We start from the raw sequence: 25,232 nt of genomic DNA, 5'->3' as shown, positions 1-25,232 counted from the left end.
TGCCGTCCCGGCCCGCCGTCCGTCACTCCTCGTCGGCCTCGTCGGCGGCGCGGATGCGGCCGGCCAACCGCTCGTACCGCTGCCGGGCCGCCTGCGGAGTGCCGAGGCCCAGCCCGAAGGCCACCTCCGGCCAGGTCATGCCGCGTCCGCGGGCCATCCGCAGCAGGCCGGCCTCCAGCTCGTCCAGCTCGCCGCGCACCAGCGGCAGCAGGGTCAACGCCGCGGTGATGTCCGCCCGGTCCACCTCCGGCTCGCCCTCGTCGAGCCGCGCCGCCCCGCTCATCAGGAACGCCACCAGCCGGACGGCCTCGTGCGGACCGAGGACGGACGGATGCGTCTGCCGCGCCCGCTGCTCCTCGGTGGCCGCGTGCCGCTCCGCGATCCGGAACAGCGCCGTGTGCACCCGTTGCGCACGCGCCTGCTGCGCGTCCGGCAGCGGGAAGGGGTCCGGGCCGCAGTGCTGGTCGTGCTGTTCGGAGGTCGAGGTCATGGAGTCAGCATGCGACCGGCACGAGAGCGCGTCAACGCTTTATTGTGAACAACTTGTTTGCTCACGTTGATGCCGGCTCGCTGTCTGTCGTCCGGTGCCGTCACGGAAGGGGCGGACCGGGGCGCCGTCGTCACCGGCCTTCCGCCGCCGAACGCCCCCGGCCCGCCTGGGCCTCGTTCATCTTCCCCGAGGAACGAAGCGAGTCGATACTGCCCAGCACCCCGCCCCCCATGCGCACCGTCACGACGATCACCCGGTCGGCGCAGCGCGGGCGGCGCGGCCATGGCCTGCACCGGCGAATCCGTGGCCAAGGGGGTCCGGCCGGCACGCGCCGGCCGGACCCGCCCTGCGTGCGACGGGCCTTTGGGGTCAGCGCGGTCCCCGGATGCCGTCGATGATGCGCGTCCAGCTGTCGCCGCCGTGTCCGTCCGCGATCGCGCGCCGGTAGTGGGACTGCACGGCCAGGGGAAGCGCGAGGTCGAGGCCGAGCGATGTACTGGTCTCGACGATGTGGTCGGAGGTGGCGCCCATCATGGTGACCGTGGCGAGGGCGCCGGGATGTTCTCCGGCGTCGAGCGCGGTGCCCGGGTTCTCTTCACCGGCCCTCAGGATGTCACCGATCGCGTCGGCGGAGGAAAGCAGCTCCGGCAGCGCTTCCTCGGCCTTCATTCCCGCGGTGCCGAGCATCGCGGTGGCGTGCATCAGTCCGGACAAGGTGGTGAGGAACAGCGCGAGTTGGGCTTGGTACATCATCTGGGCGAGGCCCGGGTCCGCGCCCAGGTGCTTCGCTGTTCCCAGCAGTTCCAACGTTGCCAGGTGGCTCTCCGGCACCACGTCGCGGCCGCTGTAATAGACATGGGCCGCCGTCGTGCCGATCATCGGCGCGGGGACCATGACACCTCCGGTGAGGAAGACGGCACCGTGGCCCGCCGCCCAGGCCGCTGCCTCGCGTGAGCGGTCGGGAGTGTCGGAGCTGAGGTTGACCAGCGTGCGGCCGGCGAGCGATGCGGTGGCGCTGCCGAGGATGTCGTACATCGCCTGGTAGTCGGTGAGGCTGAGGATCACGAGGTCACTCGCTTCGACCGCTTCGCCGGGTGTCGCCGCGAGCGTCGCTCCGTGGGCGACGACGCCGTCGGCCCGGCCCGCGGTGCGGTTCCAGACGGTGACCGGGTGTCCGGCGGTGAGGAGGGTGCGGGTCATCGCCTGGCCCATCGGGCCGAGCCCGATCACCGTGACGGGGCTGTTTTTCCTGGTGGTGAGGTCCTGTTCGTTCACCCCTCCATGCTCGAAGAGGGGCGCCGCTCCTGGAAGTACCTACTATTTACTGCGGTACTCACCTCTACGTAAGGGGGATCGGCGATGGCCAAGGCACCGAGACGCGGGCCTTACATCTGCGGCATCGACGCCGCGCTCGACGTGGTGAGCGGCAAGTGGAAGGGATTGATCCTCTGGGAGCTCGACGCCCACCGCGTACGCCGCTTCGCCGAGCTACGGCGCGGACTGCCGGGAGTGAGCGAGAAGATGCTGACGCAGCACCTGCGCGAGATGGAGGAGGACGGTCTCGTGCACCGCGAGGTCCATGCCGAGGTGCCGCCTCGGGTGGAGTACTCCCTGACCGAGCACGGGCGCACACTCAATCAGGCGCTCGGACCGCTCGGCGCCTGGGGCGCTGAGCGGATGCGTCGCGAGAGCTCCGAAGCGGTCGCCGTGGCCGAGGCCGCCCGCGGGTGAGCGACCCGGCCACCGGTTCCGTGCGGGCGCGGCCCCTGTGCCGCGGCGGCGGTGCGGCCGCTCCGTGAAGCGTGCCCCCCGGTCAGGAGACCGGCTCGGCCACCGCCACCGCCTCTTCGCCGCCGCGCGGATCCGCAGCCGTGTCGCACTGCCGGTGGCCGGCGGCCGGTGCCGGAGCCCTCAGGAGCGTGAACCAGACGGTCTTGCCGGCGGCGCCGGGGCGCGTGCCCCAGGCATCGGCGAGGGCTTCGACGAGCATCAGGCCGCGGCCGTTCTCCTCGGCGGTGTCCGCGAGCCGGGCCCGGGGCCGGGGCGTACTGCCGTCCACGACCTCCACGCCCAACTCCCGGGCGCTGTACCAGACACGCAGCGTCAGCGGCCCTCGCGCGTGGCAGACGGCATTGGTCAGCAGTTCCGACGACAGCAGCAGCGCCGTGTCGGCGAGCGCGGTCAGACCCCACGCCCGCAGGGTGCGCAGCAGGAAGCGGCGCCCTTCCGGGACCGAGGACGGCGTGCCGGGCAGGTCGACGGCGACGGTGTCCAGCGGGGCGGCGGGGAAGCCGACCAGCAGAAGGGTGACGTCGTCGGCGTACGTGGCGGTGTTCGGGAGCAGGGTGTGCAGGACGCGGTCGGCGGCCTCCTCCAGGTCCGTCGTGGTGGTGAAGACCTCGCTCAGGGTGGCGGTCAGCAGGTCGAGCTGGGTCCCGATGTCGCTGTGCGGGGTCTCCACCAGGCCGTCGGTGTAGAGGGCCAGCGTCGTACCGGCCCGGAGGGGCAGGCGGACCTCCTGGTGCGGTACGCCGCCCACGCCCAGGGGGATGCCGGTCGGCACCGGCAGCGCGCCGACCGTCGCGTCCGGGGCGACGAGCCAGACCGGCAGGTGCCCGGCCGAGCAGGCGGTCACCTCGCCGAGCGCCGGGTCGGCCTCCAGATAGGTGCAGGTGACGAATTGTTCCGGCAGCCCGCGGGTGAACGTGTCGAGCGTCTGGATCAGTTCGCACGGCGGCGTTCCGGCGAGCGCCAGCGCCCGCGCCGCGGAGCGGAGCTGGCCCATGACCACGGCCGCGTCCAGACCGCGCCCCATGACGTCCCCGATGATCACGCCGACCCGCCCGGCGCCCAGGTCGATGAGGTCGAGCCAGTCGCCGCCCACGCCCTGTCCCTGGGTGGAGGGGAGGTAGCGGGTGGCCGCGCGGGCTCCGGGGATCTGTTCGGAGGCGCCCATCAGGCGCAGGGCCAGGGCGATGTGCCGCTGCTGCGCGTACAGTTCGGCGAGTTCCCGCTCGGCCTTCTTGCGGTCGGTGATGTTCCGCATGGTGGAGCAGGCGCCGGTGATGACGCCGCTCCGGTCGCGGATCGGCCAGAGGGTCACGTCGACGTCCAGCACCCGGCCGTCGCTGGTGGCCCGCCGCGTCTCGTAGTGCTCGATCCGCTCACCCCGGCCGATCCGCTCCAGCAGACCGGCCTCCTCGTCCTTGAGGTCCGGCGGGATCAGCAGCCCGATGTGCTGCCCCACCATCTCCCCGGCCAGGTAGCCGTACATCCGCTGCGCCGCCGCGTTCCAGAACGTGATCCGCCCGTCGAGTCTCTTGATGAGGATCGCGTCCTGCGCCGATTCCACCACCACCGCCAGCTCGTCGATCTGCGCTTCCGCCTTCTTGCGGTCGGTGATGTCCCGGGTGAGGGAACAGGCGGCGTGGACGACGCCGCGCCGGGAACGGACCGGCCACAGGGACACGTCCACGTCCAGCACCCGGCCGTCGCTCGCGACCCGCCGCGTCTCGTAGTGCTCGATCCGCTCACCCCGGCCGATCCGCTCCAGCAGACCGGCCTCCTCGTCCTTGAGGTCCGGCGGGACCAGCAGCCCGATATGCCGGCCGACCGTCTCCTCCGCCCGGTACCCGTACAACCGCTGCGCCGCCGCGTTCCAGAACGTGATCCGCCCGTCCAGCGTCTTGGTCAGGATCGCGTCCTGCGAACACTCCACCAGCCCCCGGAACAGCTCCTGCTCGCCCGCGCCGTTCCGCGGAGCCTTCACTGCCGTCATCCGTGCCTCACTTCATGACGCATCGACGCCCCGGGCAACGAGAGTGACGAGCTCCCGTCACGGCACCCGCAGCCGGCCCGAGTACACCCCGCCCGCCGTGCCCCGCAGACCCTTGCCTGCGAGGGTGCGGACATTGGAGCACGCGCCGTCCGGCGTCATCAGCCTTGTCCGCTTTTGGACAACACCGGACTGAACCTTTCTGCTTTCCCGCCCGGTTGCGCTTGCATTCGTGAGGCAGTCGCACAGCGCAGCCGGGCGGTCACCGTCAGGCGGGGAAACGGTACCGGCCCGGGAGCCGGTAGATGTTCTCCGCCCGGATGCCCTCGAAGTCCTCGACGAGGTTGAAGGAGACGCGCTCCCCCGTCGTCAGCGTGCGGGCCGGTTCGTCCCCCTGGATCGCCGAACGGTAGGCGAGGACGTCCGGTCCGCCGCCGGTCTGGGCGACCAGGCCGGCACCTCGTTCGTGGTCGAACCACTTGACGACGCCATGGGGCACAGCAATCACCTCTGTCGGATGGAGCGGGCGGGACATCCCACGGGTGCCCCCTCACCGGTGGTTAAGGGGGCGCATTCGCGGGCGCACGTAGCTCGGCCCCGGCGCCCGGCACTGCCCTCACCCAGGCGCACGCCGTCCTGGCGCCGGAGCCTGTGCCGGAGCCGGGCCGGTCAGGCCACACCCGCCGCGTCGAGCAGTGCGGCCGCCGTGGTCACGGCCAGCCCGGCCAGGCTCTCCACGCGCGCTCCGGCGCGCGCGCTCGCGCCGTCGAAGACCAGGGTCAGTTGACGTGCCAGCAGCTCGGGGTCGGCTGCCCCGCCCCGCTCCGCCTCGGCGCGGAAGGCATCGGTCAGATGCCGTTTCACTTCCTCGGCGACGATGCTCGCCGGGTGCCCGGGGTCCTTGAGCTCGACCTGTGCGGCCAGGAAGGGGCAGCCCCGGTAGTCGGCCGTCTCCGCCAGCTTTTCGAGCCGTTCGAAGACGTACAGGATGCGCGTACGCGGCGGGCCCGCCTCGACGGTGCGCAGGGCGAGCTGCTCCTCATAGGCGGGGGCGCGCCGCCGCAGGCTGGCCGCGAAGACCTCGTCCTTGCTGTCGAAGAGCTGGTACATCGAGCGCTTGGAGATACCGGCTGTCCTGCACAGGGTCTCGACCCCGATGGAGGCGCCCTCGCGGTAGAAGAGTTCGGCCGCCGCGTCGAGCAGCCGGTCCCGGGTGGAGGCTGTGCCGGTACTGGACATGTGAGGAGCGTACCGCGCCTCCCACGGCGCTCCGGAACCGGTCGGTGTACCCCCGAGTGCTGTTCAAGAACACTGAACGGTTTACGGTTCCTCTTGAGGAAACCGATCGGTTTCCTCCGCTGGACGACAGGCACCGGCATAAGCCGCCGCCCCGAGATGCCGGAGGACACGTGACCGTCACCGTCAAGCACCGCTCCGTGGAAGTCAACGGAGTCACGCTGCACATCGCCGAGCAGGGCGAGGGGCCGCTGGTCCTGCTGCTGCACGGATTTCCGGAGAGCTGGTACTCCTGGCGCCACCAGTTCGGCCCGCTCGCCGCGGCCGGATACCGGGTGGTGGCGCCGGACCAGCGCGGCTACGCCCGCAGCGAGCAGCCCGCGGACACCGACGCGTACAGCATGCTGCACCTGGCCGGCGACGTGATCGCCCTGATCCACGCCCTCGGCGAGGAACAGGCCGTCGTCGTCGGTCACGACTGGGGCGCGCCCGTCGCCTGGGTCACGGCCATGCTCCGTCCGGATGCCGTACGGGCCGTGGCCGGGCTCAGCGTGCCGCCCGTCCTGCCCGCGGGCATGGCGCCGCCGGAGGTCACGCGGCGGCTCTACGGAGACGGCTTCTACCAGTGCTACTTCCAGCAGCCGGGCGTTGCCGACGCGGAGCTGGCCCGGGACCCGGCATCGACGTTCCGCCGCATACTGGCCAGCGGCTCGGGCGACAACCCCGCCACCACCGCTCCGCGCCCCTGGATCGTTCCCGACGGCACGGCCCTCATCGACTCCGTCCCCGAACCGGAGCACCTGCCCGCCTGGCTCACCCCGGACGACGTCGACGCGTTCGTCCGCGACTACGCGGGCCACGGGGAGCGGGCGTTCACCGGCCCCCTCAACTGGTACCGGAACATCGGGCGGAACAACGAGCTGCTGGCCGCTTTCCGGGGCCGCGGCATCGACCAGCCCGCGCTGTACATCGGCGGGGACCGCGACATGGTGATGTCGCTGCACGGCATCGCCGAACTCCTCGCCTCGCTCAAGACGGTCGCGCCGAAGCTGCACCGCAGCATCACCCTCCCGGGCTGCGGACACTGGACCCAGCAGGAACGGCCCGCCGAGGTGAACGCCGCGCTGCTCGACTTCCTCGGCCGGCTGCCCGACCCGTCACCGGCCGAGGGCTGACATCCGCGCCACCCGCCCCCGGCCGCGCGTCATCCGCTCCCCGGCCGCGCGTCACCCGCTGCCCGGCCGCGCGGCATCCGCTGCCCGCGGCCGTGTCGGCCGCGTCGCACGGTAGACGTAGTGCGCGCGGCCGGCTGCGGGGCTGTCCGGTTCGAGTTCGCCCTCGGCGACACGGCACAGCCCGGCCTTCTCCAGGGCCCGCCAGGAGGCCCGGTTGGCGAGCGGTACGGGGATCAGGACGGCCGGCGCGTACGGATGGTCGCGCCAGGTCGCCCGGACGAGGGCCCGGATCATGCGCGGACCGTGTCCCCGTCCCACCTGTTCCGCGTCGCCGATGAGGTAGTCGAGGGTCATCGTCTCGTCGGCCACCTCGGTGACGGCGGCCAACTCGTCCCGGTATGCGGGGTAGTCGGCGAACCGGGACCGCTGGACCAGGCCCAGCGGGCGGCCGTCGAGGAGGACGAGCAGGTCCTCGGCGGGTTCCTCGCCCCGGGCCACCGGACCGAAGTCGCGCTCCACCCCCTTCACCGAGGTGTCGTGGTTCCACCACCGGGCCACGTGCGGCTGCGCCAGCCAGTGCCGCAGGAGCGGGAAGTCATTTCCGGTGACCCGGCGCCAGGTGATCATCCGCCGGGCCCCCTTTCCCGGCCCAGCTTCTCCTCCATCCAGGCCACACCGAAGTCGACCACGTCACGGGCTTCGAAGAGATGGCTGTCGGCCGCCCCGACCGTTCCCCTGCGGCCGATGCCCGCGGCACGCATGTCCCGTCCGATGATCTCGAACGCTTCCGTTCCCTCGGGCACGAGGGCGGAGTAGTCGAACGCCCCGTCCTCCGAGTCGATGTCGTGGAACCGCCGCCAGACCCGCTCCCCGTCGACGAGGATCGGCTGCTCGTAGTCCACGAACCGCTTACCGGGCGCGTCGGCCAGCGCCTCGGCGTGGTGCAGGAGCGTGAGCGCCTCCAGCGGGGCGCCCAGCAGCAGCACCCGGCCGCCCATCGCGACCAGCCGCGCCAGCGGGCTGTCAGGGCCGTGCGGGTCGTCCCACGGATGGTCGGCCGTCAACGCGGTGGCCGCCGCGCCGAGCGCCGCGAAGCTCGCGTCGGGGTGACGGCTGCGGACGGCTCCGGGCCGGCGGCGCAGCGCTTCCGGGAGGCGCCCGTTGTTGTGGTCAGCCTCGCTCAGCACGGGGTCGTACGCCGGGTGCTCCGCCCGCAGGGCGTCCTGCCAGGTCTGCGGCCAGTCGGTGAAGTCGTACGGCGGGGCGTCGTTCCAGCCGCAGGTCACCATCAGGGTTCCCCGCTCTCCCACGACGTCGCGGAGGGCTCCGATGACCGTCTCCGGGCCGCCTGCCACGTAGCCGACGGCGGACATCCGCGTATGGAACATCACGGTGTCCCCGTCGCCGAGGCCGAGCGCGGTCAGGTCCCGGGCGAGGCGGGTCCGGGTGACCGGGCCGTCGGAGCGCTTGAGCAAGGCGAGTTCGTCCATGGACGGGAAGGTATCCGTCGCTCACGGTCACCGGCACCGTATTTCTCTGCGGGCCCCGGCCACCGATCAGCTACCGGACCGCCCGCCCCCGGAAGCCCCGTCCCCTTCCCCCTCCCCTCCCTCCGTGTCGGCCCGGGGCAGCACCACGACACCCCACGTGACCATGACCGCCCCGAGGCCTTCGAGGACCAGCCACCAGCCGGTGCGGACCCGCTCCCCGTACACCACGATCCCGAGGGCCAGGCTGACCAGCGCCTCACCCAGGGTGAGAGCGGGCTGCGACGCCACCAGGGGCCCGGACTCCATGGCGTTGGCCAGCAGGAACAGTGCGCACGCGCCCGCCGCCACGAAGGCGTACGTCTGCCAGGCGGCGAAGAACGCGCCGGGCCCGTGCCGGTCGAAGGTGTCGGTCGCCGCCTTCATCAGCGTCGCGGTCAGGGCGTAACCGATCGCGGAGGCGCAACTGAACAGGGCCGCACGGGCCTTGCCGCGGGGCCTTGGCAGGGCGGCCAGTACGCAGGCGGCCATGACGCCCCCGGAGACGAGCAGCGTCAGCACCCACTTCCCGGCGGACACGTCCTCGGTGCTGCCGCCGTGCGGGGCGGCAGCGGCCAGCCCCAGGCCGAGTCCGGCGGCCACCATGACCGAGGCCGCCCAGCCGATCGCGGGCAACCGCCGCCGCGCCACCGCACTGGCGACGAGCAGCGTGAACGGCAGCTCGGTGACGAGGATGGGCTGCACCAGCGACAGCGACCCCAGGGTCAGCGCCAGGGCCTGGCACGCCGCGGCGCCGACGATGACGGCGATCCCGCCCAGCCACGCCGGGCTGCGCAGCAGGTGCCGGAACAGCCGGACGCTGAAGGCGTCGCCGGGCGGCACCTTGCGTGCCGCGATCCGCTGGAGCACGGTGCCCGTGGCGTTGGCCACGGCCGTCAGCAGGGCGAACAGCGCGGAGAGCACAGCTGTCACGGAGGGCTCCTGCGGTCCGGCGCGGCGGTCACCGGCCGCCGCTGCCCCCACGGTGCCAGACCCGCCGCCCGGCCCGGTAGCGCACCACCGCGCGCCCCGGGCCCGCGTCGGCACGCCCCCCGGACGGCCCCACCCGCCAGGCCCGCCACGACTCCCGCCACTAGCGACCTGACCTGCAATTATGCGGCTTCTGGGGGCCGTCCGGGCAGTTGGGTTGCGCCGGCCGGGGGGTTTCGCCGGTGAATCACCCGTTCGCAGCTTTTTGCGGCTTGATACGTGCTGTGAGGCTGGAAGGACTCATGGTGACCGTCCCCACCACCGAGGAGAGAACTCCATGATTCTGTCCATCTCCGGCGTCGTTCTGCTCGGCATCATCGTCTTCCTGTTCTTCCGCAAGGACGGGCTCAAGGTGTCCCACGCCCTGGTCTGCGCCCTGTTCGGCTTCTACCTCGCGGGGTCCGCGATCGCCCCGAGCATCAAGGCCGGCGGGGCGAGCCTGGCCAATCTCCTGGGCGGCATCAAGCTCTGACCTCCGGTTCCTCTCCCGCGCGCCCGCCCGGCGGCATCCGGCCGTCCGCGGTCCCGGCGGGCGGAGCGGCCTCCGCACGATCCCCCAGGAGATGATGTGGCCCGGCGTCCACTGCCCCGCATCCTGACCGACAGCGCGCCGATCGCGCGCGGGCGCGAGTTCGCGCGTACCGCGGCGGACGGCGCGGCCGACGTGTTCCACCCGCTGATCATCATCAGCCGGGGGCTGCGCCGGCTGATCGCCGCCGGTCGCCGGCGCTGGTCCGACACGCCCAAGGAGCGGCGCGGCTCGCTGCTGTTCCTCGCCGCCGGCAGCGTCGTGGCGGTGGCCCTCGTCCCGTACGGGCCCGTGCTCGCGCTGGTCACGGTGATGGCGGCGGCAGCCTGGGCGGGCCGGGAGCAGCAGCCGGCCGAGGAGCCCGCCGCCGGCCCGGGGGAAGCGGAGACCGGCCGCCTCCAGGCGCTGTACGAGGCACTGGTGCCGTACTTCGCGATCGAGGGCGATCCCAGCCCCCTGTACGCCCACGACGGGGACTGGGAGAGCGCCTTCACCGAGTACGCGTTCGACGAGGCCGGGCGCCCGGCCTCGCTGACGCTGCGGTACCCGGCGTACTTCACCGACGGCGACGCGGCGTCCCGGGCCCGTATCGAGCAGGTGCTGTACGCCAAGTCGGGGCGCGGCAGGGAGTACCACTTCGCGTGGGACGAGGAGTCGAACCAGCTGACGCTGACGGTGCTGCCGCCGCTGCCGACCGACATCGCGGCGCAGCGGTTCGTGACGACGCACGGGGAGACGGTCCTCGGTTTCACCGACCCCGGCGCTGTCCAGCGGACGCTGCCGGTGGAGGCCGGCGAGGAGACGCGGGACGTACCGCCCGTCGTGTGGCGGACCGGCCTGCGGTCGACCGAGCCGCACCTGCTCGTGCTGGGGCAGCCGGGGGCCGGTACCACGACGCTGCTGCGGTCCATCGCGCTGCAGGCCCTGCCGTACGGCGACGTCCTGGTGATCGACGGCAGCGGGACCGGCGAGTACGCGTGCCTGGCGGGGCGGACCGGTGTGATGGGCGTCGAGTCCGGGCTGTCGGGGGCGCTGGCGACGCTGGAGTGGGCGGCGCACGAGACCGAGCGGCGGCTGATCACCGCCAACCGCGCGCGGCAGGCCGGGCGGCAGGCTCCGGACGACATCCGCTGGCCGCTCTGGATCATTTTGGACCGGCCCTCCGCACTGGCCCACCTCTCGGTGGCCGAAGGGCGGGACGACCCGCAGGAGCTGCTGCACGTGCCGTTGCGGCACGGCCGGGCGGCCTACGTCACGGTGGTGGTGGCCGACCAGCTCGACAGTGCCGGGCTGCTGAGCGAGCCGGTGCTGACGCACACCCGGGCCAGGGTCGTCCTGGGACCGGCCACGCCGGAGGACGTGCAGGCGGTGCTCGGCGCGCCGCCGCACACCACACCGGCCGTCGACGTACCGCCAGGGCGCGGCTACGCGCGGCTGGGCAGCGGACCGGTGCTCCGCCTCCAGGTCCCGGCCACACCGGACCCGTACGACGACGCCACGAGCGAGGCGCACCGGCAGGCCGTACTGGACCTGCTTCCGGAGCCCGCGGCCGCGATGGAGGAGGACGCGACCGAAGATCTGAGCGCGGCAGCCGGCATGGCCCGGTCGGACGGCGCGGGCGCCACGGATGACGTCGTCGTGGGCGGTACGGATGACGCCGTCGCGGGTGGTGCCGTCGGGGTGGACGTCCTGTTCGGCGCCGTAGGCCCGGCCGCGCCGTCCGCCCCCGAGGAGACCACCGAACCCTCCGGGCCGGCACCGGCGCACCGCACGGTCGACGTGGGGCGCGCGGAGGGCTGAACTCGGCCGGCCTGCTGAGACCCGGTCAGCGACCGCGTGACACGGAACGCCTCCTCGTACGAGGCCAGCACCGCACTCATGGCCCCGCCGGAAGCCGAAGCGGTCGCGTTACCGTTCCCCTGTGATCGACACGCTCCCGCTCCTCTTCCTCGACGTGGACGGCCCCCTCATCCCCTTCGGCGCATCCCGGCAAGAGCTCCCCCACGGGTACCCGACGTACAGCTCAGGGCGGCGGCAGCCCCGGGGAGCCGGCACGCATCCGCTGATCAGCAGGATCGATCCGGCCCACGGGCCCCGGCTGACAGCTCTGCCCTGCACGTTGGTGTGGGCCACGACGTGGATGTCCGACGCGAACGACTGCATCGCACCGTGGCTCGGCCTGCCGGAGCTTCCGGTGGTGAACTGGCCGGAGCCGTCCGACGAGGACGAGACGGGGCGGGTGCACTGGAAGACCCGGATCCTTCTCGACTGGGCCGCCGGGCGTCCGTTCGCCTGGGTCGACGACGAGATCACCGACGCCGACCGGACGTGGGTGGCGGCACACCGTCCGGGGCGCACGCTGCTGCACCACGTCGACGCCCGCAAGGGCCTCATGGACGCGGACTTCGCCGCCCTCGACCAGTGGCTACGGACCTGCGTACCGGCGGGAGACAACCGCTGACCACCGGCACACCGGCACGAGCCGACCGCTGACCACGCCCGGGAGCCGTCCCCTCCCCCCTCACGCCACAAAGCTGTGCGGCGCCTCCACCTCCCCGGCAGCCGTCCCGGTCGCCACCTGCTGGGCGGCCGCGGCCAGCCGGGAGGCGGCCTCGTCGGCCACGGCTCCGCTGACGGTGAAGGGCAGCCGGACGAACCCTTCGAACGCGCCGTCCACGCCGAACCGCGGCCCCGAGGGCACCCGTACGCCGAGCCGCTCCCCCGCCTCCGCGATCCGCGAGCCGGAGAGGCCCCCGGTCCGCGCCCACAGGGTGAGACCGCCGCCCGGCACGCTGAACTCCCAGTCGGGCAGGTGGCGTCGGAGCGCGGCGACGATCGCGTCGCGGTTCTCGCGGGCCTGGTCGCGGCGGATCTCCACGGCCTGCTCCCAGCCGTCCCCCTCCAGGAGCGAGACGATGGCGAGCTGTTCGAGGACCGGCGAGCCGAGGTCGGCGAAGGCACGGGCGGCGACCAGGCTGCGGATGAGGTCGGGGGCGGCCCGTACCCAGCCGATGCGCATCCCCGCCCAGAACGCCTTACTGACGGAGCCGACCGTGATGACATTGCTGCCCGCCGGGTCGAAGGCGCAGACGGACCGCGGCATCTCGATGTCGTCCAGGCGGAGTTCGGCCATGGTCTCGTCGACGACCAGGACCGTGCCGGCCGCGCGGGCGGCGTCCACCAGGCGGCGGCGCTGGTCCTCGGTGGCGAGGGTGCCGGTCGGGTTGTGGAAGTCGGCGACGACGTACGCCATACGGGGCGCGGCGTCCCGCATGACCTGGCGCCAGGCCGGGATGTCCCAGCCGGCGAGGCGGTCGGTGAGGGCGACGGGCACGAGCCGGGCGCCGGCGTCGCGCATCAGCTGGAGGATGTTGGCGTACGACGGGGAGTCGACCGCGACCCGTTCGCCGGGCCGGGTGATCTGGCGGCAGATGGCGGCCACCGCGCCCATGGCACCGGTGGTGACCATGATCTGTTCGGGCATCGTGGGGATGCCGCGGGCGGTGTAGCGGTCGGCGAGCGCCTGGCGCAGGGCCGGCAGGCCGGCCGGGTAGTCGCCGTGGGTGTGCGCGTACAGCGGGAGGTGTTCCATGGCGCCCTGGACACCGCGCGTCAGCCAGGGTTCGGGCGCCGGGAGGGCCGCGCAGCCGAGGTCGATCATGGAGCTGGCCGCTTCCGGGGGCAGCGGCTCCAGGCCGCGGGTGGGCAGCGGGTTGCCCGCGGGGACGGCGGTCCAGCTGCCGGAGCCGCGGCGGGACTCCAGGAACCCTTCGGCGCGCAGCGCTTCGTAGGCGGCGGCGACGGTGGTGCGGCTCACGGAGAGCGCGGCGGCCAGTTCGCGTTCCGCGGGGAGGCGGGCGGCGACCGGCACCCGGCCTTCCAGGACGAGGAGGCGGACGCCGTCCGCGAGGCCGCGGTAGGCGGGGATGCGGCGGCCGGCCGGTGCCACGGCGTCGCGGGTGTCCTGCGACCGGAGCAGCCGGGCGAGTTGCGACGCCCCCACCGCTGAAGTCCACTGCGCCATCGTGAGCAGTCCACCTTTCCCGGATTGGCCCTGGAAACCGATCATCTCCGAGCCACAGAGTGTCATGCGCCAGTCCAATCATGCCAGGAGGGGGAAGGTTTTGTTCAGCACCCGGAGGTCCGGCGCCGCGGAGGGCGCGAGCGACAGCGAGGCGGACGTGACGTCCGGCCGCCGCGCGGACCCCACGCCCGGCCGGCGGCTGCCGCGCCGCCTCGTCCACCTCTACACCGGGCTGGTGCTCTACGGCCTCAGCATGGGCCTGCAGTTGCGCGCCGGGCTCGGTCTGGAGCCGTGGAGCGTCCTCAACCAGGGCATTTCCCGCCACACCGGTCTGACGATCGGCACCGTCACGATCGTCTCCGGCGTGCTGATCCTGCTGCTGTGGATTCCCCTGCGGCAGCGTCCCGGGCTCGGGACGGTCTCCAACGTCGTGATCCTCGGGCTGGTGATGGACGCGACGCTCACCCTCGTACCGGAGATCACCACCCTCGCCGTCCGCATCCCCCTGCTCGCCTTCGCGATCCTGCTGAACGGCATGGCGACGGGGCTCTACATCTCCGCCCGCTTCGGACCCGGCCCGCGGGACGGCCTGATGACCGGCCTGCACCGCCGTACGGGCCGGCCGCTGCGGCTCGTACGGACCTGCATCGAGGTCGCGGTGCTCACCGTCGGCTTCGTCCTCGGGGGCTCGGTGGGTGTGGGCACCGTGCTGTACGCACTGGCCATCGGGCCGCTGGCCCAGTTCTCGCTGCGCTTCTTCACGATCGGCGGGCAGCGCGGCCGCGTGGTGGCGTCGTCCGAGCCCGCTCCGGCCTCCGCGCCCGCGCCGCTCTCCTGACTCCCCGGTCCTCCACCGCCCTCGCGGTGCTCGGGAACAACTCCCTTACCCTTGTACCGATTTATCGCCTCACGTCCCCGGCCCCACCTGCGCCGACTGTTACGCTCCCCCTCTCAACCACTCCTCTGACCTGGTCTTTTGCTGCCCGGCGACGAGGGGTGCAGCAACCGAGGGGAGCGACTGTGAAGATCGGCATCAACGTCCTCAACTACGGGGAGGGCACCACCCCCGAAAGCATCGAGACGTGGGTGCGCGGCGCCGAGGAGCTGGGCTACCACCTGGCGATGATCTCCGACCACGTGACGCTGCCCCCGGAGGTCGCGGGCGCCTTCCCGCCGCCCTTCTACGACCCGTTCACCACGCTGGCCTGGCTCGCGGGCCGGACCAGCACCATCGAGCTGGGCACGACGGTCGTGGTCCTCCCGTACCGCCACCCCCTGCAGACCGCACGCGTGACCGCGAACCTGGACCGGTTCAGCGGCGGGCGGCTGGTGTTCGGCGTGGGCCTGGGGTGGTCGCGGCAGGAGTACGCGGCACTCGGCGTCGACTACGCCTCCCGCGGCCGGATCACCGACGAGTACCTTGCCTGCATCAAGGAGCACTGGACGCAGCCGGTGCTCTCCTTCCAGGGCGAGCACGTCGCCTGCACGGACATCACCACCGGGCCCGGCCCGGTCCGCGACCCGCATCCGCCGGTCTGGGTGGGCGGCCTCAGCGACGCCGCGCTGCGCCGGGCCGGACGGTTCGGGGACGCCTGGCACCCGTACACGCTGGGCGCGGACGCGATCCGCGAGCGGCTGCCGGTCCTGGAGGCCGCGGCGGAAGCGACCGGCCGGCCGACACCCGCGGTGACGCCCCGGATCGCCCTGCACCTCACGGAGCGGCCGGTGGAGTCGGAGTCCCGGCTGCCGGGCCACGGCACGGTCGGCCAGGTCCGTGCCGACCTGGAGGCGCTGGCGGAGCTGGGCGTCCCGTACGTCGTCCTCGACACGTTCCTGTCCAGCTACGCCGGGCCGGTTCCGCCCGAGGAGAGCCCCCGGCACGATCTCACCCAGCTGGAGACCGCGGCGGAGCGAATCCTCGATCTTCCGGGGGAGACGCTGCGCTGAGGACGGCGGGCCGGGGCGGCGGGCGCCCCGGCGCCGTACCGCGTGGCCACCCGGGCGCGGCTCCGCGGGCCGCCCCGGCCCGTGGCCGGTTGCCGACGGCCGGCCGGTCCGTCCTGTATATCCTCTGGCCAATGCGCTCCCAGCAGTTGACCACCCGCGGGTTCCCCGTACGGCACCCCTTCCTCGACCACCCGGCCCCGCTCGCCTTCGCCCACCGGGGCGGCGCCGCGGACGGACTGGAGAACACCGCCGCGGCCTTCCGGCGCGCGGCGGCGCTCGGCTACCGCTATCTGGAGACCGATGTGCACGCCACGTCGGACGGCCGGCTCGTGGCCTTCCACGACGCCACGCTGGACCGGGTCACCGACCGGGGCGGGGCGATCGGCCGGCTCCCCTGGCAGGCCGTCCGCCGGGCCCGGGTGGCGGGCCGGGAGCCGCTGCCGCTCTTCGAGGACCTGCTGGAGGAGTTTCCGCAGGCCCGCTGGAACGTCGACATCAAGGCGGAGGCGGCGCTCCGGCCCCTGCTGGACCTGCTGCGCCGCACGGACGCCTGGGACCGGGTGTGCGTCGGCTCGTTCTCGGAGGCCCGTGTCGCGCGGGCCCAGCGGCTGGCCGGCCCGCGGCTGGCGACCTCGCTCGGGACACGCGGCGTGCTGGGGCTGCGGATGCGCTCGTACGGCCGGGGTGTACCCCTGGACCGGCTGCTGGGGGCGGCGGTCCGGCGCAATGCGGTGTGTGTGCAGGTGCCGGAGCGGCAGTCCGGCATCCGCGTGGTCGATCCGCTGCTGATCCGGGCCGCGCACGCGTGGCGTTTGCAGGTGCACGTGTGGACGGTGAATGATCGACGGCAGATGGCGGCCCTGCTGGACCTCGGCGTCGACGGGATCATGACCGACGACATCGGCGCCCTGCGGGAGGTGCTCACCGCCCGGGGGTCCTGGCCCGCGGAGTGAGGCCCGCACCTCTCGGACGGGCCGTCCGCACCGCCCTGACGAGCCGTTACCGGAGTGGGGCGGTCGCGCCGAGGGGGACCCGGATTTAGGCGTGGGGGCTGCGGGCCGGTAGTGTACGCCTTTGGCTCACCAGGCGGACCGTTACTGCGCGCTGAACTGTGGAAAGCGCTGGGTGACATCTGCTGCCAGATGTGACAAACCGGGCATTGGTGGGTACAACAAGGGGCGGCACGAAGGAAGGCAGCGGCGCGCAGCGCCTCCATCAGGCGGTGGTGGGCGACGAGTGGGCACATCTCCCGGTGACGGGAATCTTCACCGCCGACCGGACGTTGACCGGATGACGACGACAGCGACACCTGTCCTGTGGGCGACAAGCCCGGGAGGCACGATTCATGAGTGAGCGAGCTCTTCGCGGCACGCGACTTGTGGTGACCAGCTACGAGACCGACCGCGGCATCGACCTGGCCCCGCGCCAGGCGGTGGAGTACGCATGCCAGAACGGACATCGATTCGAGATGCCGTTCTCGGTAGAGGCCGAGATTCCATCCGAGTGGGAGTGCAAGGTTTGTGGTGCACAAGCCCTCCTCGTGGATGGCGACGGACCTGAGGAAAAGAAGGGCAAGCCCGCGCGTACGCACTGGGACATGCTCATGGAGCGGCGCACCCGCGAGGAGCTGGAGGAGGTGCTGGCCGAACGGCTGGCCGTCCTGCGCTCCGGCACCATGAACATTGCCGTGCATCCGCGCGACAACAACAACAATCGCAAGTCCGCCTGACGAACGGACGCGCGAACGGGCCGGGGCCACTGCACCACGCAGTGGCCCCGGCCCGTTTCCGTGCCCGCCTTCGACCTCCGGCGCACCGCCCGGCGGTGTGCGTCAGGTCACCCCTCACCTGCGGAATCATCCGCGGAGCCAGAGCGCTGCAACGGGTGCGGGTGCCGGTGGGACAGTGTCCCCGGGCCTCACCATTCGCCCGTGGGGACGATCGTTCGGCTGAAGCCCCACGGAGCCTTCCGCCGAGAGGCGACCGCCACCGGTATCCGCACCCTCGGACCGCCCCGGCCAGTTCCCCCCGACTGACCGGGGCTTCTTTTCTGCCCTGCCTCTTGCCCGACGCGGATTGCACCTCACCACCACACGGGGTGACGGGTCGCACACATACCGTACGCCCGCGCGGTCAATCCGCCCTGTTCCGCTCGCAGTTACCGCGCTCAGCGCGTCAGCGGCGGGTCCTCACGCCGCGGTGCGGGCCCTTCGTCCTCGCGTACGACCTCACCCTGGACGACCTTGCCGTCCGGCTGGTGCATACGGGCCTGCTGGAAGGCGTCGCCGAGGGAGCCCGGCGTACGGCGTGCCTGGCGGGTCAGGAAGCGCTCAGCGCGGCGGTGGAGCAGCTTGCGGGTGGGCGGGAAGAGACAGAGCAGCCCGGCGACGTCGGTGACCAGGCCGGGGAACATCAGCAGCAGTCCGCCGAGCATGGGCAGCGTGTTCCCGCTGCCCGAGGAGGCCCGCTCCCCCGGTTTCGCGGACGCGCCCGGGGAGGCCGCGGGGTCCCCGCCCGCCTGCATGGTCTCCGTGAGGTTCTTCCAGGCCCGCCGGCCCGCCCGCTTGATCACGTACCCGCCGGCAACCACTCCGGCCAACAGCAGCAGAAGCACCGTCAGACCGCCCGCGGCGTCGGCGACCAGGGTCAGCAGCCAGATCTCCAGCACCAGCCAGGCGGCGATGCCCAAGGGGACGAACCGGCGGGCGCGCGAGCGCTGGGGCGGACGGGACCTGGGCGGCGGCGTGGCTGCGAACGTCATGGTCCCAGTGTGCCTGGCTCCGGCCGCCGGGCCCGTCCGCGGGTGGCTTCCGGGCGCCTCACGCGCTCTCGAAGACGATCAGGCAGAACTCGTTGCCCTCCGGGTCGGCGAGGACCGTGGTCGGGCAGCCCGCGTCGTCGAACGGGCCGCGCAGGACCCGCGCGCCCAGGGCCACCACCCTGCTCAGCGCGGGTTCCATGGCGGGCACCCGCAGATCGAGGTGCATCCGGTTCTTGCCCCGCTTGGGCTCGGGCACCTGCTGGAGGAGCAGCTCGGGGCCGCGGCCCTCCGGGTCCGTCAGGGCGGTGTACGGCGGTGTGGTGCGCGTGACCCGGTAGCCGAGGGCCTGGCTCCAGAAGTCCGCCAGCGCCTCCCGGTCGGCACAGTCCAGCACCATGACCAGCTCCTTCGGCGTCACCGCTGCCATCGCCGTCTCCTTTCGCCCGTACCTCTCCGTACGGCCGTTTCCGTACGGTCCTGACCGCTCCGGAACGCATGCGGCCGCGCCTGTCGGGCACCCGTACCGGACATCACACCCCTACCCGTCCCTCTCACAAGGAGGCCGAACACGATGGACAAGCGCAGCGAGACACCGGAGCAGGGCGGCAGCGCCGTTCCCCGGGACCTGCCGGACCAGCAGGCGGACCCGCAGGGCGCGCCGGACCCGTGGGAGGGCCGGAGCCCGGACGACGGGGACGACCGTTCGGAGCACACCGACGTGCCCGACACCGACGTCTCCGGTACGGGCCGCCGGGGCGCGGCGCACGACCACGACACACAGGCCGACGACCCGACCCCGGACGAGCCCGCCGACTGATGCGGCGGGTCCGCGCGCCGCACGGCGCGCTCCCTGGCGGGCGGCCCGGGAGCCCCGCGGTCAACCGTTCCGCGGGGCTCCCGGCGCGTTCACAGCTCCCGCAGCGCGGGCAGCAGCTTCTTCTCCGCCCAGTCGAAGAACTCACGCTGGTGGTCGCCGCCGACCTGGACCACGGCGATCTCCGTGAATCCGGCCTCCGCGTACGGGCGCACCGCCTCGACGAAGTCGTCCACGTTGTCGCCGCACGGGATCGTCTCGGCGACGTCCTCCGGCCGGACGAACTGGGTGGCCCCGGCGAACCCGGCCGGGTCCGGCAGCTCGGAGTTGACCTTCCAGCCGCCGGCGAACCAGCGGAACTGGTCGTGGGCGCGCTTCACGGCGGCGTCCCGGTCGGGGTCGTAGCAGATGGGCAGCTGGCCCACCCGCGGCTTGCCCTGGCCGCCGTGCTTCTCGAAGGAGCTGATCAGCTCGCCCTTCGGCTCGGTGGCGATGACCAGGTCGCCGAGGCGGCCGGCGATCTCGCAGGACCGCTCCCCCGACACGGCCACCCCGATCGGCGGGGCCTGGTCGGGCAGGTCCCAGAGGGTGGCGGAGTCCACGTCGAAGTGGTTGCCGTGGTAGCTGACGGTGCCGCCCTCGAAGAGCGCCCGGATGATCTCCAGGGCCTCGGTGAACATCTCGTGCCGGGTGGTCTTGCCCGGCCAGCCGCGTCCGACGACGTGTTCGTTGAGGTTCTCGCCCGCGCCCAGGCCCAGGCGGAAGCGGCCGCCGGAGAGCAGCTGCATGGTCGCGGCCTTCTGCGCGACGACCGCCGGGTGGTAGCGCACCGTCGGGCAGGTCACGTACGTCATCAGCGGGATGCGGGAGGTAGCCTGCGCCGCGGCGCCCAGCACGCTCCAGGCGTACGGGGCGTGGCCCTGGGACTCCAGCCAGGGAGCGTAGTGGTCGGAGGTCACCGAGAAGTCGAACCCGGTCTCCTCGGCCCGGACGACGTGGTCGACGAGATCACGCGGGCCGGCTTGCTCAGTCATCATCGTGTAGCCGATTTGCACCATATGGCGCGAGTTTCCCGATCATGCGACCGCAAAACTCGGTCCCGGCGACGAGGCCCGGCCGGGCCCGGAAGACTCCGCCCGACCGGCCTAGCGTGTGCGCTCGCGAACGCCCGGCACACCCGCTGTCATCCGCCCTGGCCACGGAAGGCGCGGGCACGGGCCGGGTCCCTCCCGGGAGCCCGGCGCCCCGCCCTCAGCGCCCGCGGAGCTTGTTGACCCGCGAGCCGACACCCCAGCCGGTGACCCGCCACAGGGCCTCCACGACGATGTCCTTGCTCATCTTGCTGTCGCCGCGCTCGCGTTCGACGAAGGTGATGGGGACCTCGACGACGTGGAAGCCGCTCTCGACGGCACGGCGCGCCAGGTCGACCTGGAAGCAGTAGCCCTGCGAGGTCACCTCGTCCAGCCCGAGCCCTTCCAGGGTCTCCTTGCGGAAGGCCCGGTAGCCGCCGGTGACGTCGCGCAGCGGTACGTCCAGCATGGCCCGGCAGTACGTGCTGCCGCCGCGGGAGAGGTACTCGCGGTGCTTGGGCCAGTTGACCACCCGGCCGCCGGGCACCCAGCGGGAGCCGAGCACGAGGTCGGCGCCCTTGAGGGCGGTGAGCAGCCGCGGCAGCTCCTCGGGGCGGTGGGAGCCGTCCGCGTCCATCTCCACCAGGACGCCGAAGCCGTGCTCGATGCCCCAGCGGAAGCCCGCCAGGTAGGCGGCGCCGAGCCCTTCCTTGCCCTTGCGGTGCAGCACCTGGACGTGGTCGTCCGCCGCTGCCAGCTCGTCGGCGACCTTGCCCGTACCGTCCGGGCTGTTGTCGTCCGCGACGAGGACGTGCGCCTCGGGCACGGAGGTCCGTACCCGCGAGACGATCGGTTTGATGTTCTCCGCCTCGTTGTAGGTCGGAATGATCACCAAGGTGGTCCCGAGCGGACCGTACTTCCGCTGACCGCCGTCTGTCACTGCTGCCCCTTCTCGTCCTTCGTACGCCCGCGCCGGCCGATGACTGTCGCGGCGACGCAGGACAGAAGTCCCACGATAGCGAGCGCCCACTCGGGAAGGGCACCGACGCGGTCGGCCACGGTCTTTTCGTCACGCAGCGGCAGGCTCGCCCGCAGCACCCCTCGGGTGAACTCCGGGATCTTGTGGGTGACCGTACCGTCCGGGGCCACCACCGCGCTGATCCCGCTGGTGGCCGCCGTGACGACGGCACGGCCGTGTTCCACGGCGCGCAGCTTGGACATGGCGAGCTGCTGCTCGGGCTGTCCGGTGCGGCCGTAGGTGGCGTTGTTGGTCTGGACGACGAGGGCGCGGGCGCCCGCGTTCACGGTGTCGTGGACGATCTCGTCGTAGGCGACCTCGAAGCAGATGACGTCGCCGAGCCGGGCCGGCCCGACATCGAGGACGCCGGTGTGGTCACCGGGGTAGAAGTCGCGCGGCACCCGCTGGAACCGCGTGATGATCTTGCTGAGCTGCTCCCGGAACGGCACGTACTCGCCGAACGGCACCGGGTGCTGTTTGGTGTACGAGGCGCCGGGGCCCTTCTTCGGGTCCCAGACGATGCCCTGGTTGAAGACATAGCCCGGCTTGTCCGGGTGGTCGACCAGGGCGCCGACGAGGACGGGCACACCGATCGCCTTGACCGCCTCGTCGATCCGGTCGTACGCCTGCGGGTAGCGGAACGGGTCCAGGTCCGAGGCGTTCTCGGGCCAGATCACCAGGTCCGGCTTCTTGGCCTTGCCCGCCTTCACGTCGGCGGCCAGCTGCTCCGTGGCGGTGGCGTGGTTGTCCAGGATCTGCATCGGGCGGCCGAGGAAGTCCATGCCGGGCCGCTGCACGTTGCCCTGGACGACGGCGATGTCCACCCGGTCGTCCGCGTCGGTGTGCACCGGGACCAGGAGCCCCGACACGGTGACCGCGGCGGCCAGGCCGACGGCCTCCACGGCGGGCAGAGCCGCCCGCACGGACCTGCCGGACCCACGGCGCGGCCGCCACAGTACGGCGGCCGCCGCGGCCAGCAGAGCGCCGCTCAGGGCGACGGCGAAGGTCACCAGCGGAGCGCCGCCCAGTGCCGCGAGCGGGGTGAAGGGCGAGCCGGTGTTGGCGAAGGCGAGCCGTCCCCACGGGAAGCCGCCGAAGGGCACCCGGTCGCGTACCCACTCCTCGGTGACCCACAGACAGGCGGCCCACACGGGCGCGTACTTCAGACGGGAGGTCACGGCGAGGCCCGCACCGAGCAGGACCGTGTACAGGGCCTGTACGAGGGCCAGCCCGAACACCGCGTCCCAGCCGACGACGTGCAGCCACTTCAGCAGCATGAAGAAGAACGGCAGGCCGAACGCGAGGCCGGTCCAGGCACCCTGACGGGCCGTCCTGCCACGGGTGAGCAGGCCGAGGGCCGCGACGCCGACGAGGGACAGCGGCCACAGGTCGTACGGCGGGAAGGCCAGCGCCAGGGCGAGGCCGCTCAGCACGGCGAGCACCGTACGCGGTGCCTCGCGGCGGGCCAGCGCCGCGAACCGGCGGCCGCGCCCTGGCACGGCTGGTGCGGCGGTGTCGGAGCCCGATGGCACGGTCCCGGCCTCCCTTGCAGGTCGTGCGGTGGTCTCGGGCACGGTCGCGGCCTTCCTTGCAGGTCATGCGGTGGTGTGCAGACCGTACAACGGGGTAGCGCGATTGCGGACCGGGGGTGGCGACGGGTATGAGCTGCGCCGCCATCGCGCGGCAGGGGAAGAGAGGGGGCACCGGCCTGCGGTGCGGATCGGGGCCCGGCGCCCTTCGGGCCGACCTGGGGCCCGCTGGCTGCGGGTCGACCGAGAGCCGTTGTCTACTGAGCAACCGGGCCCCACCCGGGTCGCACCTTCCCCCTGGCCCTTGACGAGCAGGGAGGGACCCCCATCCGGACGAAACCTTTCCGTCGTCCCCGTTCCGCGGGTGCTGGACCTGGCTCCCAGTGACGGAGTGCCGGTGCGGCACCCCGTCCCATGGCCCAGCTGCGTTCGACGACTGCGCGGAGGTCTTCCGGTCTGACGTCCTGTGGTGGACTCGGCCGAACCTACCGGCCGCCGACCGTCTGCTGTCAACAGTTGCCCGGACCGCGTGGTTTTCGCGTCGCCCCAGGCCGGCGCCCGCTCTCCCAGGTGGGGCAGGCGCCCCTGGGCGCGTCCCGAGGCGGCACGCGCCCGCGTGAAGTCACTCGTTCGGCCGTCCGTACACCGTGCGACCGCCGACCACCGTCCACAGGCAGCCGGGCAGGTCCCGGCCGGGGGTCAGGTCGGGCAGGCCCGGGGTACCGGAGCGGGGGTCGGTGGACCAGCGCTCGACCCGCTCGTCGGGAGCCTGGACGACGAGGTCGCCGGTGCGCCAGACCGCGTAGTCGGCGGGCGCGCCGGGCACCAGGACGCCCGCGTCGTCGCGGCCGATCGCACGCCAGCCGCCGCGGGTGTGGGCGGTGAAGGCGGCGCGGGCGGAGATGCCGTGCTCGCGGGTGCGGTGGAAGACTGCGGCCCGCACCGTGCCCCACGGGTCCAGCGGGGTGACGGGGCTGTCGGAGCCGAGGGCGAGCGGGACGCCGGCCCGCAGCAGCGCGGCGTACGGGTTGAGGGTACGGGCGCGCTCGGCGCCGAGCCGGGTGGCGTACATGCCGTCCTCGCCGCCCCAGGCCGCGTCGAAGGCGGGCTGCACGGAAGCGGTGAGGGCGAACTCGGCGAAGGCCGCGACGGTGGCCCCGGTGAGCATCTCGGCGTGCTCGACGCGGTGCCGGGCGGCACGGATCCGGCCCAGACCGACGCGGTCGGCGGCGGCCCGCACACCGTCGGTGACGGCGGTCAGCGCGGCGTCGCCGATGGCGTGGAACCCGGCCTGCAGACCGGCCTCGGTGCAGGCCGCGACGTGGGCGGCCACGGCGTCGGCGTCCAGGTGGGCGGTGCCGGTGTGACCGGCGTCGGCGTACGGGGCGTGCAGGTGGGCGGTGTGCGAGCCGAGGGAGCCGTCGGCGAAGAGGTCACCGGCGGCGCCGATCGCGCCGAGGGCGCGGACGCGATCGGCGTCCTTTGCGCTCGTGACGGTCTCGGCCCAGTAGCCGACGACGCGCGGTCCTGCCTCACGGGCGGCGCGGGCCAGCAGGGCGGTGAGGTCGTCCTCGCTGGAGATCTCCGGTCCCGCGCACTCGTGGAGCGTGCCGATGCCCCGGGAGGCCGCGTGCGCGAGCGCCGCGGCCTGGGCGGCGTCGCGCTGGGCGGGGGTGACGGTGGCGTACGCGGCGGCCCGCACGGCGTGGTGCGCGTCGCCGGTCAGCGGCTGCTCGGCATGGAATCCGGGCAGGTCACGAATGCCGGGGACGAGGTCGAGGAGGGCCGTGGTGACGACCGCGGAATGCACGTCGACCCGGGTCAGGTAGAGCGGGCGGCCGCCGGTGGCCGCGTCCAGTTCGGCGCGGGACGGCGGCCGGCCCTCGGGCCAGGCGGTGGCGTCCCAGCCGTGCCCCAGGAGGATCCGGTCGGCCGGGCGGGCCGCCGCGTACTCCCGTACCCGGGCCAGCGCGTCCGGGAGCGTGCGGGCTCCGGACAGGTCCAGGCCGGTGAGCGCGAGGCCGGTGGCCGTCGTGTGCACATGTGCGTCCGTGAACGCCGGGGTGACGAGCGCGCCGTCGAGGTGGACGACCTCGTCCACGCCGTCGGCGAAGGAGTCGGCGGCGCCCTCCTCGCCGACCCAGGCAATGCTGCCGCCCTCGACCACCATGGCGGTGGCGAAGGGGTCGGCGGGACTGTGGACCTCTCCGCCGCGCAGCAGGACGGTACGGGGCCGGGCCGGGTCGGGGGTGCGCTCACTCATAGCGGACAGTTTGGCCCCTGCGGGCGGCGGGCCCGCGCGCGGGGTCGGGATCTTGCCGCGCGGCGCCCGCGCGCCGGAGCGACCGG

General features: G+C 73.0%; 25 protein-coding genes. 10 read left to right on the top strand and 15 right to left on the bottom strand.

The window, feature by feature from the left end:
* Positions 1-22: 22 nt before the first annotated feature.
* The gene (locus OEIGOIKO_RS40335; RefSeq protein WP_125058224.1) at positions 23-490 is read right to left on the bottom strand and encodes a DNA-binding protein; all 468 of its coding nucleotides are present in this window, start codon (positions 488-490) and stop codon (positions 23-25) included.
* A 369-nt stretch (positions 491-859) separates the two neighbouring features.
* Positions 860-1,765 (bottom strand): NAD(P)-dependent oxidoreductase, encoded by a 906-nt coding sequence (locus OEIGOIKO_RS40325; RefSeq protein WP_125058223.1) that lies wholly within the window; start codon positions 1,763-1,765, stop codon positions 860-862.
* Positions 1,766-1,849: 84 nt separating this feature from the next.
* Here OEIGOIKO_RS40325 and OEIGOIKO_RS40320 point away from each other — a divergent pair, with 84 nt between their 5' ends.
* Positions 1,850-2,221, top strand: a complete 372-nt coding sequence (locus OEIGOIKO_RS40320; protein ID WP_125058222.1) for a winged helix-turn-helix transcriptional regulator — start codon at positions 1,850-1,852, stop codon at positions 2,219-2,221.
* Between the two features lie 82 nt (positions 2,222-2,303).
* Here OEIGOIKO_RS40320 and OEIGOIKO_RS40315 read toward each other — a convergent pair whose 3' ends face one another.
* The 3 genes from OEIGOIKO_RS40315 to OEIGOIKO_RS40305 form a co-directional block, all read right to left on the bottom strand.
* On the bottom strand, positions 2,304-4,268 hold the full coding sequence (locus OEIGOIKO_RS40315) for a SpoIIE family protein phosphatase (RefSeq protein WP_125058221.1): 1,965 nt from the start codon (positions 4,266-4,268) through the stop codon (positions 2,304-2,306).
* Between the two features lie 265 nt (positions 4,269-4,533).
* A complete protein-coding gene (locus OEIGOIKO_RS40310; RefSeq protein ID WP_031000384.1) occupies positions 4,534-4,764 on the bottom strand; it encodes a cold-shock protein in 231 nt (76 codons plus the stop codon).
* 170 nt (positions 4,765-4,934) lie between these two features.
* Positions 4,935-5,504: a TetR/AcrR family transcriptional regulator gene (locus tag OEIGOIKO_RS40305; RefSeq protein WP_125058220.1), complete on the bottom strand. Its 570-nt coding sequence runs from the start codon at positions 5,502-5,504 to the stop codon at positions 4,935-4,937.
* A 170-nt stretch (positions 5,505-5,674) separates the two neighbouring features.
* Here OEIGOIKO_RS40305 and OEIGOIKO_RS40300 point away from each other — a divergent pair, with 170 nt between their 5' ends.
* The gene (locus OEIGOIKO_RS40300; RefSeq protein ID WP_125058219.1) at positions 5,675-6,676 is read left to right on the top strand and encodes an alpha/beta fold hydrolase; all 1,002 of its coding nucleotides are present in this window, start codon (positions 5,675-5,677) and stop codon (positions 6,674-6,676) included.
* Between the two features lie 51 nt (positions 6,677-6,727).
* Here OEIGOIKO_RS40300 and OEIGOIKO_RS40295 read toward each other — a convergent pair whose 3' ends face one another.
* The 3 genes from OEIGOIKO_RS40295 to OEIGOIKO_RS40285 all read right to left on the bottom strand — a co-directional run bounded on the left by OEIGOIKO_RS40295 (position 6,728) and on the right by OEIGOIKO_RS40285 (position 9,135).
* Positions 6,728-7,303 carry a GNAT family N-acetyltransferase gene (locus OEIGOIKO_RS40295; protein ID WP_125058218.1) on the bottom strand — a complete coding sequence of 192 codons (576 nt, stop codon included), beginning with the start codon at positions 7,301-7,303 and terminating at the stop codon, positions 6,728-6,730.
* Positions 7,300-8,166, bottom strand: a complete 867-nt coding sequence (aac(3), locus tag OEIGOIKO_RS40290; protein WP_125058217.1) for an aminoglycoside 3-N-acetyltransferase — start codon at positions 8,164-8,166, stop codon at positions 7,300-7,302. The genes OEIGOIKO_RS40295 and aac(3) overlap by 4 nt, the downstream gene beginning before the upstream one ends.
* 66 nt (positions 8,167-8,232) lie before the next feature.
* Positions 8,233-9,135, bottom strand: a complete 903-nt coding sequence (locus OEIGOIKO_RS40285) for a DMT family transporter (protein ID WP_125058216.1) — start codon at positions 9,133-9,135, stop codon at positions 8,233-8,235.
* Positions 9,136-9,469: 334 nt separating this feature from the next.
* Here OEIGOIKO_RS40285 and OEIGOIKO_RS40280 point away from each other — a divergent pair, with 334 nt between their 5' ends.
* From OEIGOIKO_RS40280 to OEIGOIKO_RS40270, 3 genes are all read left to right on the top strand, one after another.
* Positions 9,470-9,664: a hypothetical protein gene (locus OEIGOIKO_RS40280; RefSeq protein ID WP_030019622.1), complete on the top strand. Its 195-nt coding sequence runs from the start codon at positions 9,470-9,472 to the stop codon at positions 9,662-9,664.
* Positions 9,665-9,760: 96 nt separating this feature from the next.
* Positions 9,761-11,521: an ABC transporter ATP-binding protein gene (locus OEIGOIKO_RS40275; protein ID WP_246177908.1), complete on the top strand. Its 1,761-nt coding sequence runs from the start codon at positions 9,761-9,763 to the stop codon at positions 11,519-11,521.
* 124 nt (positions 11,522-11,645) lie between these two features.
* Complete coding sequence (locus tag OEIGOIKO_RS40270) at positions 11,646-12,182, top strand: HAD domain-containing protein (RefSeq protein WP_371859042.1); 537 nt, start codon at positions 11,646-11,648, stop codon at positions 12,180-12,182.
* Between the two features lie 60 nt (positions 12,183-12,242).
* On the opposite strand, the gene OEIGOIKO_RS40265 is transcribed toward OEIGOIKO_RS40270, so the two are convergent.
* A complete protein-coding gene (locus tag OEIGOIKO_RS40265) occupies positions 12,243-13,745 on the bottom strand; it encodes an SCO1417 family PLP biosynthesis transcription factor (RefSeq protein ID WP_125058214.1) in 1,503 nt (500 codons plus the stop codon).
* A 100-nt stretch (positions 13,746-13,845) separates the two neighbouring features.
* On the opposite strand from OEIGOIKO_RS40265, the gene yczE reads away from it, so the two are divergent.
* From yczE to OEIGOIKO_RS40245, 4 genes are all read left to right on the top strand, one after another.
* Positions 13,846-14,583 (top strand): membrane protein YczE, encoded by a 738-nt coding sequence (gene yczE / locus OEIGOIKO_RS40260; protein WP_125058213.1) that lies wholly within the window; start codon positions 13,846-13,848, stop codon positions 14,581-14,583.
* 182 nt (positions 14,584-14,765) lie between these two features.
* On the top strand, positions 14,766-15,692 hold the full coding sequence (locus tag OEIGOIKO_RS40255; RefSeq protein WP_125058212.1) for an LLM class F420-dependent oxidoreductase: 927 nt from the start codon (positions 14,766-14,768) through the stop codon (positions 15,690-15,692).
* A 131-nt stretch (positions 15,693-15,823) separates the two neighbouring features.
* Positions 15,824-16,645 (top strand): glycerophosphodiester phosphodiesterase family protein, encoded by an 822-nt coding sequence (locus OEIGOIKO_RS40250; RefSeq protein ID WP_125058211.1) that lies wholly within the window; start codon positions 15,824-15,826, stop codon positions 16,643-16,645.
* Between the two features lie 392 nt (positions 16,646-17,037).
* Positions 17,038-17,421, top strand: a complete 384-nt coding sequence (locus OEIGOIKO_RS40245) for an RNA polymerase-binding protein RbpA (RefSeq protein ID WP_031000331.1) — start codon at positions 17,038-17,040, stop codon at positions 17,419-17,421.
* A gap of 437 nt (positions 17,422-17,858) precedes the next feature.
* Here OEIGOIKO_RS40245 and fxsA read toward each other — a convergent pair whose 3' ends face one another.
* A complete protein-coding gene (gene fxsA, locus OEIGOIKO_RS40240) occupies positions 17,859-18,452 on the bottom strand; it encodes an FxsA family membrane protein (RefSeq protein WP_125058210.1) in 594 nt (197 codons plus the stop codon).
* Between the two features lie 58 nt (positions 18,453-18,510).
* Positions 18,511-18,879, bottom strand: coding sequence for a VOC family protein (locus OEIGOIKO_RS40235; RefSeq protein WP_125058209.1), 369 nt, complete (start codon positions 18,877-18,879; stop codon positions 18,511-18,513).
* 144 nt (positions 18,880-19,023) lie between these two features.
* On the opposite strand from OEIGOIKO_RS40235, the gene OEIGOIKO_RS40230 reads away from it, so the two are divergent.
* Positions 19,024-19,269: a hypothetical protein gene (locus OEIGOIKO_RS40230; RefSeq protein WP_125058208.1), complete on the top strand. Its 246-nt coding sequence runs from the start codon at positions 19,024-19,026 to the stop codon at positions 19,267-19,269.
* An 89-nt stretch (positions 19,270-19,358) separates the two neighbouring features.
* On the opposite strand, the gene OEIGOIKO_RS40225 is transcribed toward OEIGOIKO_RS40230, so the two are convergent.
* The 4 genes from OEIGOIKO_RS40225 to OEIGOIKO_RS40210 form a co-directional block, all read right to left on the bottom strand.
* Entirely contained in the window at positions 19,359-20,324 is a 966-nt protein-coding gene (locus tag OEIGOIKO_RS40225; RefSeq protein WP_125058207.1) for an LLM class F420-dependent oxidoreductase, read from the bottom strand.
* Positions 20,325-20,517: 193 nt separating this feature from the next.
* A complete protein-coding gene (locus OEIGOIKO_RS40220; protein ID WP_125058206.1) occupies positions 20,518-21,276 on the bottom strand; it encodes a polyprenol monophosphomannose synthase in 759 nt (252 codons plus the stop codon).
* Entirely contained in the window at positions 21,273-22,886 is a 1,614-nt protein-coding gene (lnt, locus tag OEIGOIKO_RS40215) for an apolipoprotein N-acyltransferase (protein WP_125058205.1), read from the bottom strand. The genes OEIGOIKO_RS40220 and lnt overlap by 4 nt, the downstream gene beginning before the upstream one ends.
* A 619-nt stretch (positions 22,887-23,505) precedes the next feature.
* A complete protein-coding gene (locus OEIGOIKO_RS40210) occupies positions 23,506-25,146 on the bottom strand; it encodes an amidohydrolase (protein WP_125058204.1) in 1,641 nt (546 codons plus the stop codon).
* Between the last annotated feature and the right edge of the window lie 86 nt (positions 25,147-25,232).

Source organism: Streptomyces paromomycinus (genome assembly GCF_003865155.1).
Taxonomy (GTDB): domain Bacteria; phylum Actinomycetota; class Actinomycetes; order Streptomycetales; family Streptomycetaceae; genus Streptomyces; species Streptomyces chrestomyceticus.
Note: the sequence above shows the minus strand (reverse complement) of the source record. Positions and strands in the feature narration are given on the sequence as shown.

Bases quoted from the DNA above. Each gene is read 5' to 3' on its own strand.
- OEIGOIKO_RS40230 (WP_125058208.1), top strand. From the start codon at position 19,024: ATGGACAAGCGCAGCGAGACACCGGAGCAGGGCGGCAGCGCCGTTCCC.
- OEIGOIKO_RS40265 (WP_125058214.1), bottom strand. From the start codon at position 13,745: ATGGCGCAGTGGACTTCAGCGGTGGGGGCGTCGCAACTCGCCCGGCTG.
- OEIGOIKO_RS40320 (WP_125058222.1), top strand. From the start codon at position 1,850: ATGGCCAAGGCACCGAGACGCGGGCCTTACATCTGCGGCATCGACGCC.
- OEIGOIKO_RS40305 (WP_125058220.1), bottom strand. From the start codon at position 5,504: ATGTCCAGTACCGGCACAGCCTCCACCCGGGACCGGCTGCTCGACGCG.
- OEIGOIKO_RS40245 (WP_031000331.1), top strand. From the start codon at position 17,038: ATGAGTGAGCGAGCTCTTCGCGGCACGCGACTTGTGGTGACCAGCTAC.
- OEIGOIKO_RS40315 (WP_125058221.1), bottom strand. From the start codon at position 4,268: ATGACGGCAGTGAAGGCTCCGCGGAACGGCGCGGGCGAGCAGGAGCTG.
- OEIGOIKO_RS40295 (WP_125058218.1), bottom strand. From the start codon at position 7,303: ATGATCACCTGGCGCCGGGTCACCGGAAATGACTTCCCGCTCCTGCGG.
- OEIGOIKO_RS40225 (WP_125058207.1), bottom strand. From the start codon at position 20,324: ATGGTGCAAATCGGCTACACGATGATGACTGAGCAAGCCGGCCCGCGT.
- fxsA (WP_125058210.1), bottom strand. From the start codon at position 18,452: ATGACGTTCGCAGCCACGCCGCCGCCCAGGTCCCGTCCGCCCCAGCGC.
- OEIGOIKO_RS40335 (WP_125058224.1), bottom strand. From the start codon at position 490: ATGACCTCGACCTCCGAACAGCACGACCAGCACTGCGGCCCGGACCCC.
- OEIGOIKO_RS40210 (WP_125058204.1), bottom strand. From the start codon at position 25,146: ATGAGTGAGCGCACCCCCGACCCGGCCCGGCCCCGTACCGTCCTGCTG.
- OEIGOIKO_RS40235 (WP_125058209.1), bottom strand. From the start codon at position 18,879: ATGGCAGCGGTGACGCCGAAGGAGCTGGTCATGGTGCTGGACTGTGCC.
- OEIGOIKO_RS40250 (WP_125058211.1), top strand. From the start codon at position 15,824: ATGCGCTCCCAGCAGTTGACCACCCGCGGGTTCCCCGTACGGCACCCC.
- OEIGOIKO_RS40280 (WP_030019622.1), top strand. From the start codon at position 9,470: ATGATTCTGTCCATCTCCGGCGTCGTTCTGCTCGGCATCATCGTCTTC.